This window comes from Paenibacillus sp. JT22N7 (assembly GCF_059383875.1).
In genome coordinates this window covers 214,608-233,663 of record NZ_JBXENY010000002.1, presented here as the reverse complement: position 1 = coordinate 233,663, position 19,056 = coordinate 214,608, and the positions used below count along the sequence as shown (strand labels likewise).

16 protein-coding genes are annotated in these 19,056 nt (G+C 45.9%); 5 read left to right on the top strand and 11 right to left on the bottom strand.

From position 1 onward, the window contains the following. Positions 1–27 precede the first annotated feature (27 nt). Positions 28–2,094, top strand: coding sequence for a serine hydrolase domain-containing protein (locus AC50Y5_RS05700; RefSeq protein WP_494859087.1), 2,067 nt, complete (start codon positions 28–30; stop codon positions 2,092–2,094). Positions 2,095–2,167: 73 nt separating this feature from the next. Here the strand turns inward: AC50Y5_RS05700 and AC50Y5_RS05695 are convergent, their stop codons facing one another. The 5 genes from AC50Y5_RS05695 to AC50Y5_RS05675 form a co-directional block, all read right to left on the bottom strand. Beyond that, a complete protein-coding gene (locus AC50Y5_RS05695) occupies positions 2,168–2,695 on the bottom strand; it encodes an amino acid permease (RefSeq protein WP_494859706.1) in 528 nt (175 codons plus the stop codon). A gap of 28 nt (positions 2,696–2,723) precedes the next feature. After that, complete coding sequence (locus AC50Y5_RS05690) at positions 2,724–7,223, bottom strand: Ig-like domain-containing protein (protein WP_494859085.1); 4,500 nt, start codon at positions 7,221–7,223, stop codon at positions 2,724–2,726. A 394-nt stretch (positions 7,224–7,617) separates the two neighbouring features. After that, complete coding sequence (locus AC50Y5_RS05685) at positions 7,618–7,758, bottom strand: hypothetical protein (protein WP_155973113.1); 141 nt, start codon at positions 7,756–7,758, stop codon at positions 7,618–7,620. 30 nt (positions 7,759–7,788) lie between these two features. Next, positions 7,789–9,345, bottom strand: a complete 1,557-nt coding sequence (locus AC50Y5_RS05680; protein WP_494859083.1) for a glycosyltransferase family 39 protein — start codon at positions 9,343–9,345, stop codon at positions 7,789–7,791. Positions 9,346–9,507: 162 nt separating this feature from the next. Further along, the gene (locus AC50Y5_RS05675; RefSeq protein ID WP_494859081.1) at positions 9,508–10,668 is read right to left on the bottom strand and encodes a leucine-rich repeat domain-containing protein; all 1,161 of its coding nucleotides are present in this window, start codon (positions 10,666–10,668) and stop codon (positions 9,508–9,510) included. Positions 10,669–10,975: 307 nt separating this feature from the next. On the opposite strand from AC50Y5_RS05675, the gene AC50Y5_RS05670 reads away from it, so the two are divergent. The 3 genes from AC50Y5_RS05670 to AC50Y5_RS05660 are packed head-to-tail and all read left to right on the top strand — an operon-like array spanning position 10,976 to position 12,249. Then, positions 10,976–11,371, top strand: coding sequence for a hypothetical protein (locus tag AC50Y5_RS05670; RefSeq protein WP_494859079.1), 396 nt, complete (start codon positions 10,976–10,978; stop codon positions 11,369–11,371). 43 nt (positions 11,372–11,414) lie between these two features. Then, positions 11,415–11,810: a hypothetical protein gene (locus tag AC50Y5_RS05665; protein WP_056034578.1), complete on the top strand. Its 396-nt coding sequence runs from the start codon at positions 11,415–11,417 to the stop codon at positions 11,808–11,810. Positions 11,811–11,853: 43 nt separating this feature from the next. Next, positions 11,854–12,249 (top strand): hypothetical protein, encoded by a 396-nt coding sequence (locus tag AC50Y5_RS05660; RefSeq protein WP_056034575.1) that lies wholly within the window; start codon positions 11,854–11,856, stop codon positions 12,247–12,249. A gap of 222 nt (positions 12,250–12,471) precedes the next feature. On the opposite strand, the gene AC50Y5_RS05655 is transcribed toward AC50Y5_RS05660, so the two are convergent. The 5 genes from AC50Y5_RS05655 to lpdA all read right to left on the bottom strand — a co-directional run bounded on the left by AC50Y5_RS05655 (position 12,472) and on the right by lpdA (position 17,206). Next, positions 12,472–12,834, bottom strand: coding sequence for a hypothetical protein (locus AC50Y5_RS05655; RefSeq protein ID WP_056034568.1), 363 nt, complete (start codon positions 12,832–12,834; stop codon positions 12,472–12,474). Between the two features lie 80 nt (positions 12,835–12,914). Then, entirely contained in the window at positions 12,915–13,601 is a 687-nt protein-coding gene (locus tag AC50Y5_RS05650) for a nuclease-related domain-containing protein (protein ID WP_056034565.1), read from the bottom strand. A 370-nt stretch (positions 13,602–13,971) separates the two neighbouring features. Then, positions 13,972–15,144, bottom strand: coding sequence for an ABC transporter permease (locus AC50Y5_RS05645; RefSeq protein ID WP_494859070.1), 1,173 nt, complete (start codon positions 15,142–15,144; stop codon positions 13,972–13,974). Next, positions 15,128–15,760, bottom strand: a complete 633-nt coding sequence (locus tag AC50Y5_RS05640; RefSeq protein ID WP_494859068.1) for a biotin/lipoyl-containing protein — start codon at positions 15,758–15,760, stop codon at positions 15,128–15,130. Before AC50Y5_RS05640 ends, AC50Y5_RS05645 begins: the two co-directional genes overlap by 17 nt. Before the next feature lie 42 nt (positions 15,761–15,802). Beyond that, positions 15,803–17,206: a dihydrolipoyl dehydrogenase gene (gene lpdA, locus AC50Y5_RS05635; RefSeq protein WP_494859066.1), complete on the bottom strand. Its 1,404-nt coding sequence runs from the start codon at positions 17,204–17,206 to the stop codon at positions 15,803–15,805. A gap of 210 nt (positions 17,207–17,416) precedes the next feature. Between lpdA and AC50Y5_RS05630 the strand changes: the two genes are divergently transcribed. Next, entirely contained in the window at positions 17,417–17,983 is a 567-nt protein-coding gene (locus tag AC50Y5_RS05630; RefSeq protein WP_056034553.1) for a TetR/AcrR family transcriptional regulator, read from the top strand. Positions 17,984–18,099: 116 nt separating this feature from the next. Here the strand turns inward: AC50Y5_RS05630 and AC50Y5_RS05625 are convergent, their stop codons facing one another. Further along, complete coding sequence (locus AC50Y5_RS05625) at positions 18,100–19,044, bottom strand: carbohydrate ABC transporter permease (protein ID WP_494859064.1); 945 nt, start codon at positions 19,042–19,044, stop codon at positions 18,100–18,102. Positions 19,045–19,056 lie beyond the last annotated feature (12 nt).

Below are 19,056 nucleotides of genomic sequence, written 5' to 3'. Positions count from 1 at the left end.
AATGGACTTAAGAGGAGGATTTTAAAAATGAAAAAAATGATTGCTGGATTAATGGCTGCTGCGCTGTTCATTATCCCCGTAACCCAGACGTTTGCTCAGGCGAATAAGGGGGCGGCTCTGGATACGGTTAAGGAAAAGGCAGAGCTGCTCGCCTCGGAGATTGTGTCCAATTACGGTGTCAGCGGGCTGCAATATGCGATTATGGATGAGGGGGCCGTTGCCCTATCGGATAGCGCGGGGGTAGATGATAAAGCGACCAAGGCGCCCATTACGAAGGACACGATGCTCGGAATAGGCTCGGTAAGCAAAATGTACGTTACAGCGGCAGCGATGATGCTCGCTGATGCTAAGCAAATCGATATCGATAAGCCGCTGACGACGTATATCAAGGATTTTAAAATGGCCGATGAGCGCTACAAGCAAATAACGCCGCGTATGCTCATGAATCATTCAGCAGGACTTTACGGCTCCCACTATGAAAGCAGCATGCTGTTTGGTGACAATGATACAAGCAATCATGATAAATTATTGCTCCGCTTGCAATCCGAACGGTTAAAATCAGCTCCCGGCGAATATTCGGTATATAGCAATGACGGTTTCCAGCTGCTTGAGCAGTTGGTTGAACGAGTGAGCGGTTTAAGCTATACCGAATTCATTGCGCAGCGTATAGCCAAGCCTCTGAATTTAAGCGCTACGAAAACACCACTCGACTCCTTTGATCGGACTCGGCTGGCTAAAACGTATTTTCCGACGATGAATCAGGCTATGCCCGTCGAAAACGCCAATGTCATTGGGACAGGAGGCATTTACTCAACGGCAGAGGAATTAAGTAAATTCGCTGACGTATTAATCGGCAATTATCCTGATATTTTATCCGCACAATCTGCTGAAGCGATGCAAAGCCATGAGTATAAAAAAGGCATCTGGGTTTCGGATGAGTCCAATACCTTTAACTATGGTCTTGGCTGGGATGCCGTCAGCTTGGCACCGTTTGATGATTATGGAATAACAGCCCTCTCTAAAGGCGGAGATACGATGATGTATCACGCTGCCCTGATTGCGCTGCCTGAGCACAACATTTCCATCGCCGTGCTTTCCTCGGGAGGAAGCTCCCTTTACAACAGCGTTTTTGCAACCAATGTGTTGTTAGAATATTTAAAAGCGGAGAATATCATTCCAGACATCATGCCCGATAAAACGTTCGAGCCTTCCGTGAAAGTCGATATGCCGGCAAGTTTGCTTGCTAATTCTGGATTTTACGGTACGGTGGGATCAACGTTGGATATTGCGATTGAGGACGGAGAGCTTGCTTTACCCGCTTTAATGGGAGGATTTATACCTGAACAAAAATACGTCTATACGGGCAATGGACAATTCAAAAATAAGGAAGGCAACATCACCTTAAGCTTTGAACAGCAAACCAATGGCAAAACGTATTTAAAGCTTGGCTCCTATTTGAATTTCCCGGGAATCGGGCAAACGCTCATGGTCGTTTACAGCTATCAGAAGCTGGACCCTAATCCTTTAACACCAGCAACGAAACAGGCTTGGGAAACTAGAAACGGCAAAAGCTACTACCCTTTGAATGAAAAAATCACTTCTATTTTTTATTTGTTGCAGCCCTATTTCGTGAAGAAGATAGCTGTGAATACCGAGTATGGATACGCATCAGGCACTAAAATTGTAGATGAAAATACAGCAGTCAATGCTGTTGAAATTCCGGTTACGGACGGAAGAGATGCCTTTGACCTTCATTTCTACACGTTGAAAAATAAAGAATATTTGATGATCGATGGCTCCTCCTTTATCCGTGAAGATGCGATCGCGCCTCTTTTCAGCGGAAAATCGTCGGTCAGCACGATCCCACCCAGCGGCCATGCCGTATGGTACAAAATTGACAAGAAGTCAGCGAATAAAAAGATGATCGTGGATGTGCCAGCAGGCGGCGGCTTTGCCGTGTATGATGCGGCAGGAATGATCGTCAACTTCTCGATCGCCAGCCTTGAAAAATCGGTGACGCTGCCAAAAGACGGACTCATCGTTTTCGGTGGTAAAGCCGGAGATACGTTTAAAATTGATTTGAACAAGCAATAAAAAAATAAATCCCCTCTTAAAATGGCATTTCGCATGCTCTAAGAGGGGATTTTCATCCATTAAACAGCGTATTCTATTTACGATTGTCGCTTCTTTCTATTTCCTCCATGCTTTTCCGCTTTCCTATCCCAAACACATAATAGCCCACAATGACGATAACCGGAAGCCACTTCGATTTGAACGTATGGTCATGCATGTCATTTTTCCAGCGCTTTCTGAATTTAAACTGGCTGAATGCCAGCGCAAACCACGGTACCATTCCCGGAAGAACACTTGCACTGTAAATATACAAAAACATTTTGGAATCTGGCATTAAATAGTTCAACAATACACCGATCAACAGCAAGCAGATGGTCATAACAATGCTGTTTCGAGGAGTTCCGCCCTTGGATACTTTGCCGAGAAATTTGGGGGCCTGACCGTTTTGAGACAACGTATACAGCATTCGTCCCGCACTATAAATCCCGCTGTTGCATCCCGACATAGCCGCTGTAAGAACGACAAAGTTGATAATACCCGCAGCGGCGACAATCCCTACCTTCGCAAAGGTCAATACAAACGGACTGCCCGTCACTTGTGATCGGACTGTTTGGATGGAGATAAAGCACTTATATGGAGTTCAAAGCCGATTAGTATTGGTTATAAATCCGGTAAAGGAATACCGCTGCTTCCGCGCGGGTTGTTAGCGCCCCGGGATTAAGCTTACGTCCAGAACCGGAGATTAAACCTTCTTCCACAAGAAGCGTGAGGCTTGATTCCGCATAGGCAGCTATATCCTCTCTGTCGCTATAAGGCTCCAGCACGGAGACATCTGCTTCAGCTTCCAGCCCTCTGAACTTCTCCAACGCCCGGGCCGTCAGTACGATCATATCCTGCCGCGAGATGCTATCCTGTGGATGGAATTCATTGCTGCCTGATCCTGTTGCTAAGCCTAGCTGCTTGGCAATGCCCAGCGCTTCATAATAGTAGGCGTCCGAATCTGCATCAGCGAAGTTTTCTTTAAACTCGGTTGTCAGCCCTAACGTCTTCACCAGCAGAACTAGGTAATCGGCCCGAGTGATGTTGGCGGCAGGCATATAGGTCTCAGCCGATGTGCCGCCAATGATCCCCTTGGAGGCCATCACCTCAATTGAGTGCCTAGCCCATTCCACTTTGCCTAAGTCTGCAAAGGTTTTGTGAACATAAGCCACTGCGTAGGAGCTAAAATGCGACGTTTCAAAGGTCACCGTTCCGCTAACCGCATCATAGCGTCCGCTTGGAACAGCGATGGCGTTACCGCTGCCGTCCATATACCAAATGACGATATGCTCTGGATTTTTCAATTCTTCAGCCGTTGGTGCGTAAGGGATCGTGATTTTAACTGGCGCAGCTGGATTGTTCCACGGCGTCGTTACGCCATTCAGCGCCAATGTAAGCTCAATTAGCGGGCGGTCGCCAATCGCTTCAGCCCCTTTAGCGGACAATCCTTTCTTATCGCCAACGCCGATCGTAAGGCTTGCGATTTTCCCATTCGTTTCTGCCATGCCATGCAGCATGTTAGCTGGAATGGCTATACTGCCTACACGAGTTATGAAAATGAGTTCACCAGCGGCTTGCGCCATGGTCAGTGAATCTGCTGGCACTTCGAGCGTGTAAGATTGTATAGCAGGGATATTGGGCACAGTCATAACCGTCGTCTCGCTGCCGGTGAATATCTGTTTCGCCAGCTCGCCAATGGAAATGACTGCGCGCCCTGCTGCTGTATCAACCTTGACCGGCAGCGTTGGAAGCGTCGTTCCCCCGCTTCCTGTAACGGTTACAGAGTATGCCGGTGGCACCGTACTGCCTCCACCGTTACCATTGCCACTATTACCGCCACTACCATTGCTTGGTTGGTTTACCGTCAGTGTCACGGTATAAGTGTCCGCTGAATCTGTAAATCCATCGTTGGCTGTGAAGACCAGCGTCACAGTCCCTGCCAATGTTGGCGTGTACGTGTAATTCTCGGTTGCCGCTACTGCCGCCATACCATCCACCGACACCTTGTACGTCAAGCCATCGCCATCTGCATCTTCAAAAATGTTAGCAAGATCAAGTGTATATGGCGTATTCACTGTCACAATTGCGGTTGCTGTCGCATCCACATCTGCTTGGCGGACAGGCACCGTGTTGACCGTCAGCTCCACCGTATAGGTCTCCACCGAATCGATTGTTCCATCGTTCGCTGTAAAGAGAAGCGTTACTTGGCCTGCTGTTGTCGGCGTGTACATATAATTTTCCGTTGCAGCAACAGCGGCTGCTCCATCTATGGATACCTTGTACGTTATTCCATCGCCGTCTGCATCTTCAAAAATAGCAGCTAGATCGAGCGTATAGGACTCGTTCAGCGTTATAACGGCATTAGACGTCGCTCCAACGCTCGACTGACGTACTGGCATCGTATTAGCTGTAAGCTCCACCGTATAGGTATCTACAGAATCTATCACTCCGTCGTTCGCCGTAAAAACAAGCGTGTATTCGCCTCCCGCTGTCGGCGTATACATGTAATTCTCTGACGCAGCTACTGCCGCCGCACCATCCACCGACACCTTGTACGTCAAGCCATCACCATCCGCATCCTCAAAAATGCTGGCAAGATTAAGTGTATACGGCGTATTCACCGTCACAATGGCTGCTGTCGTTGCAGCTACATCTGCTTGGCGGACAGGCACCGTATTAGCCGTGAGCTTCACCGTGTAGGTGTCCACCGAATCGTTCGTTCCATCGTTCGCTGTAAAAAGAAGCGTTACTTGGCCTGCTGTTGTCGGCGTGTACGTGTAATTTTCAGCCGCTGCTACCGCCGCCGAACCATCCACCGATACCTTGTACGTCAATCCATTTCCGTCGGCATCTGCAAAAATAGTGGCTAGATCGAGCGTAAACGGCGCATTTACTGTCACCGTCGCTTCGACTGTCGCATCCTTATCCGGCTGGCGGACAGGCAGCGTGTTCACCGTCAGCTCTACCGTATACGTGTCCGATGAATCGCTCATGCCATCATTAGCGGTAAAAACGAGCGTAATTTGACCTGCCGCTGCCGGCGTATACGTATAATTCTCTGCTGCTGTTACTGCCGCAGCGCCATCTATGGATACGTCGTAGGTTAATGTATCCGCGTCTGCATCTTCAAAAATAGCGGCTAGATCAAGCGTATACGCTGCATTTAATGATACAGTCGCAGTTGTCGCTGCAGCTACAGCCGCCTGTCGAACAGGCGCTTGATTCACCGCCAACTCCATCGTATACGTATCGTCCGAAATATCTTCGCCATCACTTGCCGTGAAAACAAGCGTTACTGGACCTGCCGTATTTGGCGTGTAGGAGTAGGCTGCGCTTGCTGCTACCGCTGCTGCGCCGTTCACCGCTACGTTATAGCTTAGCGGGTCGCTGTCCACATCTTCAAAGATCGTCGAGAGATCAAGCGTATAAGGCGTGTTTAGCGTTACTTTGGCAGTGTCCGCCGCATTTACATCCGCCTTGCGATTAGGCTTATTGTTAGGCGTCTCTATTACGGTCAAGTTGAAGGACTTTATCCGGGTTTGCCCTCCCGATTTGCTGATTGTAGCTGTCAAAGTAACGGCATGATCATCATCGGTTGCCCTTGTCACTTGGCCTGTGCTTGGATTAATGAGTCCGCTCACCGATGCGCTCCATAGGATAGTTGAACCCGCAGCGCCGTTTGTCGGGAGTTGAAGATCCGCTGTCACATTATTTTCCGAGCTATTGGTTCCCTTAATCAAATCCCAGGTTAAATTCACATAATCCAAAGCTGTGGATTCTTTCGGCGTATAAGTCTGCCACTGGAGAGAAGGATAAGTGTACCCTTCCACTACTCTCCATACATTGTTGAAGTCCCAAGCGGAGTAGGTCGCCTGCTGCATAAGCTCTCCGTCATTTTTAGCTGAGCCTCCGGCCGAGGTGGCAGCACTTATATAATAGTAATAGCTGTTTGTAACATTGCCGCTAGGATTGTAGCCAATCAGACCGCCAGTGGCATCCCTTCCGCCACTTGCAATACCCACGCTGTAGCTGTTGCTGACATCTCCCATATTCATTCCAATGAGACCGCCTACAAAGACCGAGTTATCGCCGCTGGCACTTCCTGTGCTGTAGCTATTGTTAATCGATCCAGCTGACTTATAACCAACCAAACCACCGACCATTCCATCTGTATCGGCGTCTGTATTGCCTGTACTGTAGCTGCCATTGATATTGCCTGCATTTCTGCCGACTAGCCCCCCGGCAACCGAGCTATTTTTGCCACTGGCATTACCGGAGCCGAAGCTGTTATTAATGGTTCCGCTTGATGTATTGGAGCCAATCAGACCGCCCGCTGAAGATGCATCTCCCGTCGTTACCGTACTGCTGCTTTCGCTATCGCTAACGGTTCCCGCGTTCATGCCAACGAGACCGCCAGCATAAGCCTGAAGATGATTTGCATTTACAGAACCGCTGGCGCTGCTGCCCATGATTGATCCAGCATTCACACCGACCAGGCCGCCCGCACTAAAGATATCAGCGCCACTAGTAATGACGCTGTTGCTTGAGCTATTGATGATCGTCCCTGCGTTATTACCAACCAGACCCCCTACCGAGGTAGGATCGGTGAAAGAAAGGAGACCGCTTGCCTTGCTATCCGTAACGGTTGCACTCGATGCGGTGTAGCCGACCAAACCTCCGACATGCGCATTATTTCCTGTAGCCGTAATATTGAAATCGGCCAGCGTCATATTTTTCAGTAAAGCCCCGCTACCTAATTCTGAAAACAAGCCCACAAAGATATCCGCTGAATTCATATTCAGATTATAAATGCCAAAACCATTGCCGTCATAAATACCGCGAAAAGCCCCGAGCGGCGTCCAATTTCCAGTCAAGTGAATATCCCCTGTCTGCTGAAAATAAGCTCCTGCTCCCGGAATATTGACGTTGCTTAATTCCGCCGCGCTTGACACTTTATAGGGATTCGCAAGCGTGCCGTCTCCCCCTGAGAAATTCACCGTATCTTCGGCCGCATACACGACTTGGGGCATCCCCGTCGTCAGCAGCATGCCTGAGAGCATACTGATGACGATAAGCATAACCGCCGCTCTGTTCCATACTCTTTTATCCATTTTATGGCCTCCCGATTGCTTTTTTCTGTTTGTTAAAGAACGCGCCAAGAAATCAGCATCTTAATAGCGACGCCTTAGCGTATCCATATAATTATACTAAGATCCAATAAAAGAATAATAAAAGAATTTAGGGATAAAATGCGAAAAACCGCGGAGCACTAGGCTTTCGCGGTTTTTGTTTAATGGGGGATATTTTATTATTGGCGCTTCCCAGGCCAAATCTCCCCCATTATTTTCTTCTATAGAACTTTTCCCAATCGTAAATAATTTCTACGAGTGAAAATTTCGACTGGTATCGTTCATTTTTTTCCCATTCCCTAATTGCTTGTTTTCTTGTTTGATAAATTTAGCAGCTTGGCGTTTTGCCCAACGCGTTTCTGGAGTCGTATGATCGCTATTGACGCCCGCCATTTCCCCTGGAGCCTGCGTCCGATTGGGTTATCGCTTGAGCGGTAATGGCCTCGCATGAGGCAAGCACCAGGGAGCAGCTGAGCATAACGATAATTAAAGCAAAGCCATATCTTGTACTGCGCATCTTTAGCTCACCTCTTCCAGCTTATAATCGTTATCGGAGGAAATATTTTTTCCACCCATACTCATAAAAATCCTTAAAGCCCATGTAGGATAACACAATCAGCAATGGATACACGGGGTAGATATATCGGGACTTGATTTCCCATAACAAATAAAACCCGATGAATCCTAAAATGACGAGAATTAAAGAGGTTTCTTCGAATCGCTTGCCTTTAATTCCACCAAGCAATCGGATGAAAATCCCGACATACATTAGAAAGCTCATCACATACAGCATCCAAAGCAGCGCCGTTCTATAATTTGAATCAGCTTTAAACAAGTCCGTCGCCCATGTCGTATAGCTGTAGCGCTCCAGATTAAAGCTCCTTCTCCCTCCTGTATCGGACGAGCCATCGTTGCCCATGCCGTACCGCTCCATCTGGTACGTTCCTTCCGTCCACGTCCAAACGATCTTTTTAAAATACATTTTTGTTAAATCGCCTATACTCGCCTCGGAGAGCTTATTGCTAATCGACTCCTTAAACAGCTCTACACTGTCCGCCTTATTATAGCCCGCGTCTCTTTGATAAATATTGTAGCTTTGCCGGCTATCCCAAAACCCAAATGTGTTTTTGTTAATGCCCATATTCAGCCACATGTAGATTGGCGCAGAATTTTCGTTGACCGATTCATCTACGACATTCGCCCCTTGCAATACCGCATTTTGCGTCCAGGCCGGAACATTAAACAGCGCCGCCATTAGGAGCAGCGAGGCGATAGCCTTCTTCACTCCGATTTTCCTTATGTTGAAAATAAGGCTCAGCAGCACAGCGATCAGAAAAATGACGCCGATGCTTCTGAAATAGTTGCCAATGGCCAGCAAAATGGCCGCGAGGATGATCGTCTTAAGCGATTTTGTTCGGATAAACCTCACCGAGAAATATAAGGCGCTGGTCAGAAAAGCGGTAGCGATTACATCGTTATAAATAAAATTGCTCATAAACAGTGCCGGAATATAGGTCGCGCCAAACACTAGAACGCCATAGTCATTTTCCTTGTACTTGCTATTCAGCTCTCTATAGAGCAAGTAAATCATTAGTGTAGTAACGAGCGTAAACATAATGTTAAAGATTTTGATGACCAAATAATTATCTGGAAATAGCTGCAGCAGTGTTTTTAAGTATAGGACGATGGAAAAGTTAAACGGAAACATATACAGATATCCGCCGGTCTGAAAGGTGGAATAATCCTTTTGATACAGCATATTCATCGCCAGAGAAAGCACCGTCTCGGAATCATCCGTAGGCAGGCGGGGAAACAGGAAAATGATCGCGATTTGGAGCGCACACGAAAGCAGCAGCGTGGCAGGAATAACGATTTTCCAGCTGTAATTGTTTAGCTTCAAGCAAAGCTTGTATAGAAAGATGCTTAAGGCGAGGACTGTCCCGATGATCAAAATAAATAAAACCAGCTGCTGCTTTCCCAAGTGTGGCGTATCGCCGTATTCGTAAAAATGATATTCCGCCCTCACAAAAAACGACGACGCGATAAAAAGTCCGATAAAACAAGCAAGCATCACATACAATATTTTTTGAATGCCCTTAACCATGGACAACCTCCTTTACAGCATGAATATAGAAGCATTATAAGTCCCTAATCTGAAAATCTCATGAATAGACAAAATAAAGACGCTCCAGGGGCAAGCTCCCGGGGCGTCTTGTTTGGCAGGTGTATGGAATTTGATTTGTGTTTCGAATTCGAATAATCGTTATTAATAAACTTCATAGATGAGCTCGCTTTCCATTTCAAGCTTATGATTAAAAGCCGCGTAAATGTATAGCTGCCCCGCTGGACTGTCGCCAGCATCGTAGCCTAAACGAAAAGTGCGGTCTCCGGCAAACTCCAGCCCGGACAAAACGAGCTCATTCACATCCTCATCAGGATGCATGTCAGCAATCAGAGCCAGAGCGCTATCACATAACTGGTCAAAGCGCTCCCACGCTTTTTTGATAGTGGACGACAGCCATTTCATGTCCGCTTTGGTGGCGACAGCCACACTTATGGCAAGCTCTTTCTCCTTATATAGAAGCGTGGTGGAATAGGATGTAAGCGAGACGTCGTATACGAAGGTTCCAACTCCTTTGATCGTGTGATCGGGCTCGACAATGAGATTGCTCGAATAATCCAGCCGCGCAAGCTTTGGATTATGGCTCGTATCCAGCTTCGAGATTTTATTTTCCGAGCAATAAAGCTCGGCTAAAAGTGCATTATGGCTAATATCCAAGTCTTTAATATGATTATTAAAGCATCTTAAGCTTTGCAGCGCTGGATTGTGGGTTACATCCAATTCCGTAAGATGATTGTTGTTGCAGCGAATTTCAAGCAGGCTCGGACAGTCCTTTACGTTCAAGCTTATTAAATAATTGTTTCCGCAATCAAGGCGTGAAAGCTGTATATTTTGATCCAAATTTATATTAAAAAGGGCATTGTAGCCGCAGTTTAGCTCCTCTAGCTTCGTGTTCTGATTGATTTGCAATTCCGAGAGGATATTCCAATAACAGTCCAGCTTGACGAGCATGGCGTTGCGGCTAATATCCAGCTCCCGAATTCGGTTGAACCCGCAATCCAGAACTTCCAGCTTCCTATTGCTCGTCAAATTCAAGGCATGAATCTCATTTTTGTTGCAGTTAAGCTTTCTCAGATTTAGATTGCTGCTGATATCTAGCTCCATCAGGTTATTGTATGAGCAATCCAGCTCTTCAAGAGACGTAAAATGTTCAATGCCCTTCAGACTTGAATATGTTTGGCTTGCGAGCTGCAGCGATACGATTTGCTCCACATCGCTCGTCTGAATCCATTCGCGATTTTCACAATAATTTTCTAAAATATATGTTTTGAATCGTTCATCTATAAAATCTTCTGTAATATTCATAGCGCTCCTCCTTGAGGCAAAATCCTAATGAATGTAGTCGATTAGTGGCTGCCAAAACTCCAATAGACAGACTAAATCTATCATAGCATAAATTTGGATATTTCCATTCCCAAAACTCGACAAAACCCGTCATTTGCTCCTTCTTCTCTACCATTTACAACGGTATTTTAATAGGATATATTGGAATGGTTAGAAATGTTAGCGCTAACATTAAGTGAGAGGGGATTGATGCGGACCGCTTCGAAAGGCTTAGTTTGTATCTAACTTAAGCTTTAAAATAATCCTTTTTTGAGAGGACGGACCTTTTATGAAAAAACTAAGCGCAAAATTATTCGTACTTGTTTTGGCAATGTCTCTTATGTTCAGCATGACGGCATCGGCCAGTGCTAATGTCGTAGCCTATGGAATGACCTATTCCGATACGCTCACAGCTGGGCAAACCTCTGCCTATTTTCTTTCTAATGCTAAAACATCTGGTACAAGCGTTAAGGTAACAGCATCGGCAGCAAATGCCATTCAACTGCATTACTACTGGACCTACAACAATACAACATTGGACCTTGGCACATACGTCGTAAACAGCACAAATTACAATGGTGGTGCGGCTTACTACAGCCCTGGCACTTTGACTACAGTAGTAGAGCGCGTTCCAGGATCGACGACTCCTTTACCTTCCGTATCTTACTCCATTACTTTCAATTAATCGCATAAGTTAATAATCCATTTTTTGAGAGGACGGACCATTTATGAAAAAACGAAGCGCAAAATTATTCGTACTTGTTTTGGCAATGTCTCTTATGTTCAGCATGACGGCATCGGCCAACCCTACTATCATAGCCTATGGAATTACCAATTCCTATACGCTCACAGCTGGTCAAAGCTATACCTACATTCTCCCTAATGCTAAAACATCTGGATCAAGCGTTAAGGTAACGGCAACGGCAGCAAATGCCATTCAACTGCATTACTACTGGAGCTACAACAATACAACACAGGACCTTGGCACATCCATCGTAAACAGCACAAATTACAATGGCGGCTCGGGCTACTACAGCCCTGGCACTCTCATTACAGTAGTAGAGCGCGTTCCAGGATCGACGACTGCTTATCCTTCCGTATATTACTCTATTACTTTCAACTAATCGCACAAGTTAGCCATCCATTTTGGGAGAGGACGGACTATTTATGAAAAAACGGAGCACAAAACTATTTGTTCTCGTTTTGGCAATGTCTCTTATGTTCAGCATGACGGCAGCGGCTAATCCTGCTATCGTCGGCTACGGCGGTCTCTATTATAATACCCTTGCTGCTACTCAATCCTATGCCTACATCCTCCCTAATGCTAAAACTACAGGTACAAGTGTCACCGTCACTACAGCCGTTCCTAATGCACTTCAACTGCATTACTACTGGAGCTACAACAATACGACGCTCGATCTAGGAACGACCATCGTTAACAGCACCTATTACAACAGCGGTTCGGCCTACTATAACCCTGGCACTCTAATCACAGTAGTAGAGCGCGTTCCAGGATCGACAACAGCCTATCCGTCCGTATCCTATAGCATTACCTTCAAATAATAGGATTGGACATCGTCATCATTTCTAATTATGCTTGACTTTGTCATTGTAAAATATGGAGTCATACAAATGAACAAGAACACGCGGATACCATTGGGTACCTGCGTGTTCTTGTTTCCCACTCCATGTTCTCTAAATACCATTGTAAATAGAGCTATATCAAACCTCTCCTTTTTTAAGGTGTTGCTCGTATCCTCTGGACTCAAGTCTATCATTTAGGCTCTAAATGATTTCCCCCTTCCAATCAACAACGATTAATCGCTCCTTCTTGTGAAAACACCATTCAATAATTGTCTTTACTAATTCTGGTGTGATAATCGTATCCTCCCAGATTGGAGTCTGTACCCTCATCCAGCCTTGCCAACCGGATCTATCTAATCCTTCAAATTCCCGTCCCTTAATAACGATGTGGGGTGTTTTGGGATTCTTGGACTGACCGACTTCATATGAAACGATCCACTTTTTATCATCTGAAACGATATTTAGCTTTATTTGCCCACAATCGTCATAGTCCGGCTGGACATACCAATAAAATAATCTGGCGTTACATACAATCTTTCTTCTACCTTTTTTATTAATGCCCATTAATCACGCTCCTGTTATTCATGATTTGCTCATAAAGACCTTGCTTCATAGAATACCTCTGATTATTTATAATGAATCTCTTAAGTACTTTTCTTCACCTTTTCAATATGCTCTGCCCTACTATTTAAATCGGTAATGTTTAACCTTCTTACTTTCTCGTAGATAGTTTGTACGCTTTCCTTCGTCACATTCGCTGTCGGATTCTCGGCTTTTAGTCGATTTAATTTCCGGTTAATAAACTCAGATAATTCCACATCATATACAATCAGCTCGTCAGAATGAATTTTGCGCAGCTCGGGATCAATGCTGAATCGACATCTCATGGTAAAAGAAATCACTGAAATATATCTCAATGTTCCATATTCCTCTAAATGCGATTCCAATGCTTTCATATGCCCGTAGTTTTGTCTAAGAGGATTATACATTTTGAAACGATTGCTCACGCTCCAGTGCGTATCATTCCGCCCGCCCTTAATCTCCCCGTTATAGTTTTTCGTTTCAATGACGAATAGTCCATAGGGAGAAATAACGAGATGATCCACCTGGGAATAACCTGAGCGTGACTTAGGATTAGAGATTAGCAAATCACTTAAATACTTGCAGTCTTTTGGCAACTGATCCAATTGAATATTTATTTTATGCTCGCCTAATTCGCCAATACGAGTCGCTTCTATCTTTTTTCGCTGCGGTGGTTTAGACGATTTTCTAGGTACAACGGGCTTTTCAGACGACTTCTTTTTAAAAAAAGCCAAAAACTTATTTAACATTGTACAGCTCCTCTTATATATGACTCTCGGAAATTGACTTTAGGCTTTAAATCATCGATATCCAAGATATGTACATCACTTTATTTCGAAGCGCTAATCCCATTTTTAAAATTCCATTTATATGTATTATATCATCTTGCCTATACAAAGTTTTGTTTGCCTCCTTATACTGTGAGAGATTCTCAATAAGAAAACTGGAGAACGCCTAGAGTGACTCGTAATGTCCATGGAAGCGGTCTAAGCTTTTTAGCGAGTTCAGATGCAAGCTTGTATTAGGAGCAAAAAAAGAGAGGCTCGATACCCCTCTTTACGATTTACTTCAATACATCCCTATTTTATTGTCCTGCTCCACTAGCTGCGCCCTAATTGATTAACCTCTGCTCGGCACAACATCTGAAGTCATCCTCGATTCCCGGCTGGAATCTGTTTTCCCAGCTTCCTGCATTACAAGTAATCCAATTAACAAGGACACAACGCCGATAATGATCAGCAGCGCCCCCAATTCCTGACCGTAGGCTGTTAGCTCCCCCTCGCGAAAAGCCATCCCGCGGATGAGGCGGTTAAGCCAGTTCAAAGGCAATGCCCATGCGAAAATTTGAAAAGGCTCTGGAAACGCAAGCGGAGTCAGCTGAATTCCCGTAGCAAGAAACGATGGATACAACACCAAGCTGGTTCGTAAACTGATTTTGGACTGGTCTTTGGCAGAATAGCCAATCAACATTCCCACGAGTGACAAAGCAAAGGCATAAACAAGCAAGGGGATGATAAAAACATAGGGCTCCGCTTCAAACCGCATGGCCCCCACCTGTTTTAATAATCCATAGCACAGGAGCAGGGATAGGGAGCTCAGAACAGCGTAAGGTACACTGCGCATCCACAGCTGCAAAGGCGACTTTCCGTTGGCGAAGAGCTTTCCCTCCTGACGCAGGCGAGACACAATCGAGCCAGCAGCACTTGTTGTAATCATTAAAACGACTATATTTACAAAGCCAAGCACCATAAAGCCGACATAGCTTGTGGTCGGATTAAACAGCATGCGCTGCTGAAGGGACAACGGTGAAACAAGCCCCTTGGACGTTTCGGCATCCATCCCTTTTTGCAGCAGACGGGTCATGGAAACGGTCGTATTTTCCGTTACGATGACTTCCTGAATCGCGGTTCGGATGCCAGTCAGCCCTGAGGGCATCGTATTATCCATTAAAATGCCGATATTCGTTGATATTCCCTGCAGCTGACGCTGCTCCAACTGTTTGGGAAGCATGATGACCGCTACAGCCTGCTCATTAGCCAGCAATGCTTCTGGGGCCATACGGCTGGCGTACACGTTAGTGACTTTCATGTATGGGGAAGCATTTATTTTGGAAATGATCTGCCGGGAATATGCACTGTGATCCTCATCAATGACGACAATAGGCGATTCACTGATCTGGTTCTGCGAAAACATTAATCCAAAAAAGATGGCCGCAATTATCGGACCGATAAAGATCATGCGAGCATACTTGCTGCCCGCTACGTGCTTCCACTCGTCAATCAGCGAATTCATCAAGTCTCACCTCCGCGGTCATGCCCGGAAGCAAATCAGCATTTGATTCCATAGCTATTCGAACAAGGAACATGCTTAAATCAGCTTGCCCTTTCTCACGACTCATACGCAGGTTGGCAAATTGAGGCGCAGCTGCAATGGAAGCTACAACACCATCGATCTGAACTTGACGCTCCACATATGGAAAATGAACCTCTACCCTTTTATTGACCTCAAGCTTATCCATTTCACTTTCCTGAATGTATAGATCTGTATAGAAGGTATTCTTTTGCAAAATCGCAACTGGCATGCCTTGTGCCAGCTGTTCCCCCGGCTTTACAGCGACTCTGCTGATCAATCCGTCATCCGGCGCAAGCACATCGATTTCCCCTTCGCCAGCTGATTTAACCTTAAAGAGCACATCTCCCTGTTTTACGGAATCGCCTGCAGCTGCATTAACCTTTACAATCATCCCTGGACTCTTGTCATAAAATAGGGTCGTTTGCTCCGCCTCAAGCACACCTTGCTTCCTGCTCTCAGCCTGACTGACAGCATCCTTTCCTTTCATCGCAAGAAGCGAACCTCCCACGATAAGCACCATCGCAATCCCGATATAAAAACCTGCTTTTATTTTCATTGTTGTATCTCTCCCATTTCCATTTCCATTTTCTATTTGCTGTTAAACCTGCTGCTCTTTTTTACTTGTCATCCTCATTTTTCTGACCGCGTTTTCGGCAGCCTCCATAATCACTTCTCCCAATGTAGGATGGGGGTGAATCGTCATAGCCAAGTCTTCCACGGCTGCCCCCATCTCGATCGCAAGGGCAAGCTCCGATATAAGGGTGGATGCCTCCACTCCAACGATTTGCGCACCAATGACGATTCCTGAAATCGGGTCCGCCACCACTTTGACGAAACCTTCCGTTTCCTTCAATGCCAATGCTCTTCCGTTGATTGCGAAAGGGGCTTTACCGACAACAATCGGGATGGCTTTTGCCTTTGCCTCCGTTTCACTTAAGCCCACACTAGCCAGCTCTGGATTGGAAAAGACGACGAGCGGAATCGCTTTATAATCGACCTCGGAGGCATAGCCTGCAATCGCTTCGGCCGCAACTTTCGCTTCATAGGAAGCCTTGTGTGCAAGCGCCGGACCAGCCGTAATATCTCCAATTGCAAAAATATGCGGGATAGCCGTTCTGCACTGTTTATCCGTACTGATCAGTCCTCTGCTTGTCACTGGCAGGCCGATGCGATCCAGCCCTAACTCGCCGTCTGTATTTGGTTTTCTGCCGACAGTGACTAATGCATATTCCGCTGCAACCTGATGCTGCTCTTGATTTTTAGAATAATGAAGCGTAATGCTCGCGGAATTCTGTACCATTTTCCCCGCCGTCGCACCCGTTACGATATTTATCCCATCAGCCTTCAACTGCTTGACAACAGGGGCAGCAAGCTCCGCCTCGAATCCCGGCAGCACTTGTTCTCCTCCCTCCAAAATCGTCACCTTTGTGCCAAATTTGGCATACATCTGCCCAAGCTCAATCCCGATATACCCACCGCCGATGACCACTAAGCTAGCAGGAACCTCTGGGAGTGAAAGAGCCTCTGTGGAAGACAGCATACGCCCGCCGAACGGAAAGACTTGCAGCTCAATCGGACGAGACCCCGTTGCCAGTATGGCGTACTTGAAAGAGATGAGCTGCTCCTGTCCAGCTTGTTTGATAAGTGCTGTATGTTCAGCAACGAAACGAGCTTCCCCCTCCAAAATGCTCACATCGGCAGTCTTTAATAGATAACTAACTCCGCCTGCCTGCTTGTTCACAATTCCCTGCTTGAAAAGCTGAGCATTCTTAAATGACGCTGCCGCATCTGCATGATAGAACTCTTGGAGCAAATCATGGCGATGTGATTCTGCGATCAACGCTTTGGATGGAATGCAGCCAACATGCGTGCATACTCCCCCAAGCTGACTGCGTTCAACAATTGCCGTCTTCATTCCAAGCTGTGAACAGCGCAGCGCCGCCACATAACCTCCCGGACCTGATCCAATGACTAACGTTTCTACCGATTCAAGCTTACTCATATCGTGATACCTCCTATTGAAGTTGCCTCTCTAAATATGATGATCGTAATATATTATAATCATCATATTTTAAAAACGTCAACAGCCGCGTTTAGCCTTTTTGGAGCTAACCGCTAGCTTATCGCTAAATTGACAGGCTTAATTATGACGATTATAATATTTTAAAGGATGGCATGATGAAGTTAATGATGATGTTATGGGGTGATTACAATGCCGTATCCCAAAGGCCATAAGCTTAAAGTAAGGAATAAGATCGTTGAAAGTGCTGCCCAGGCTTTTCGCACCAATGGTATCCACGATGTAAGTGTTCCGTTCATTATGAAGGGGGCCGGATTGACCCATGGAGGGTTTTATTCGCATTTTGACAATAAAGAGCAGCTGGTCGCCGAAGCGTGCCAGTATGCCATTAGCGATACGATCGCACTGCTGCAGAACATCGCTGATCAGGAGCTTCAAAATCCCAAAATCAATACGGTCATTGATTATTATTTAAGTCCGTACCATCGCGACAAAACGGAGATGGGCTGCATTCTTCCTGCCCTTTCCAGCGAAATATCCCGTTCCTCCGAAGAGGTTCGGCAAGTATTCACCATTGAATTGGAGCGGATGATTGCTTTTATCTCCAATCTGGCGGAAATCGACCTAACCAAAGGCAGCGCCCTGCTGAGCACTATGGTCGGCTCCCTTGCTCTTGCACGTTCTGTTCACAATCCTGAAATGAGCGACAGCCTTCTCTCGGCAGGCAAACAGTATGCCAAAGCGTTGGTTATGGCCTAGACTTGTCCAAGCTGCTAAGCACAAAAAAAACACGCCCATAAATGGCGTGTTTTTTTGTTCAAGTAGTTGCTCCCGGCATTGAGGCGCACGGAAGCACTTAGACTCCAATTGGGAGCTTACCCTTTTACCCCGCCTACCATCATGCCTTTGACAAAATATTTCTGCAGGAAAGGATACACCATAATAATCGGCACCGAGGCAACAATCGTCATCGTAGCACGAACGGCCATAGGCGTAACCATATTTTGCTGTGCTCCGCTGGCTCCTTGAATCATCCCATCCATGCTCGATGTTCCGGTGGTCGTATTGGAGTTTTGCAGAATTTTCTGCAGTTCATATTGCAAGGTGCTTAAATTGCTGTCTGATGAATTATATAGAAATACGTCGAACCACAAATTCCATTGGTATACCCCGGAAAATAAAGCTACCGTTGCAAGCACGGGTACCGTTAACGGTAAAATAATACTGAAAAAGGTTCTGTAATCTCCTGCACCGTCAATTTTTCCCGATTCAAGGATGCTTTCCGGAAGATTCTCAATAAAGGAACGAATGATGATCAGGTTGAACACGCCAATGATTCCCGGAAGAATGTATACCCAGAAGCTTCCAATCATCCCCATATCTCTCATTAGGAGATAATTTGGAATTAGGCCGCCGTTAAAATACATAGTCATAATAAAGGCCACCGTGATGAATTTGCGGAGCACATATTCCTGTCTGCTGAGCGTAAAAGCCAGCATGGCCGAGCAGAAGACGGTTACGACAGTTCCTATGACCGTTCGCAGGACTGATATGAGAGTCGCATGAAAAATAGTCGCCTCTCTAAAAATGTAGCTATAGTTAGCGATTGTCCACTCTCGTGGCAGCAGGTATATTCCGCCTTTTATTGAATCCTGTGCACTGTTGAGAGAAACCGCAAGTACGTTCAAAAATGGATAGAGAGTAATAATCATCAAAAAAATCATGAAGATGTAGTTGCAAATGACAAACAAGCGGTCACCGGTGGAAGAGCTCATTCGATGCTTAATCCGTTTATTCTTTTTGACAGCTACGATTTCCATTCGTGCTCCTCC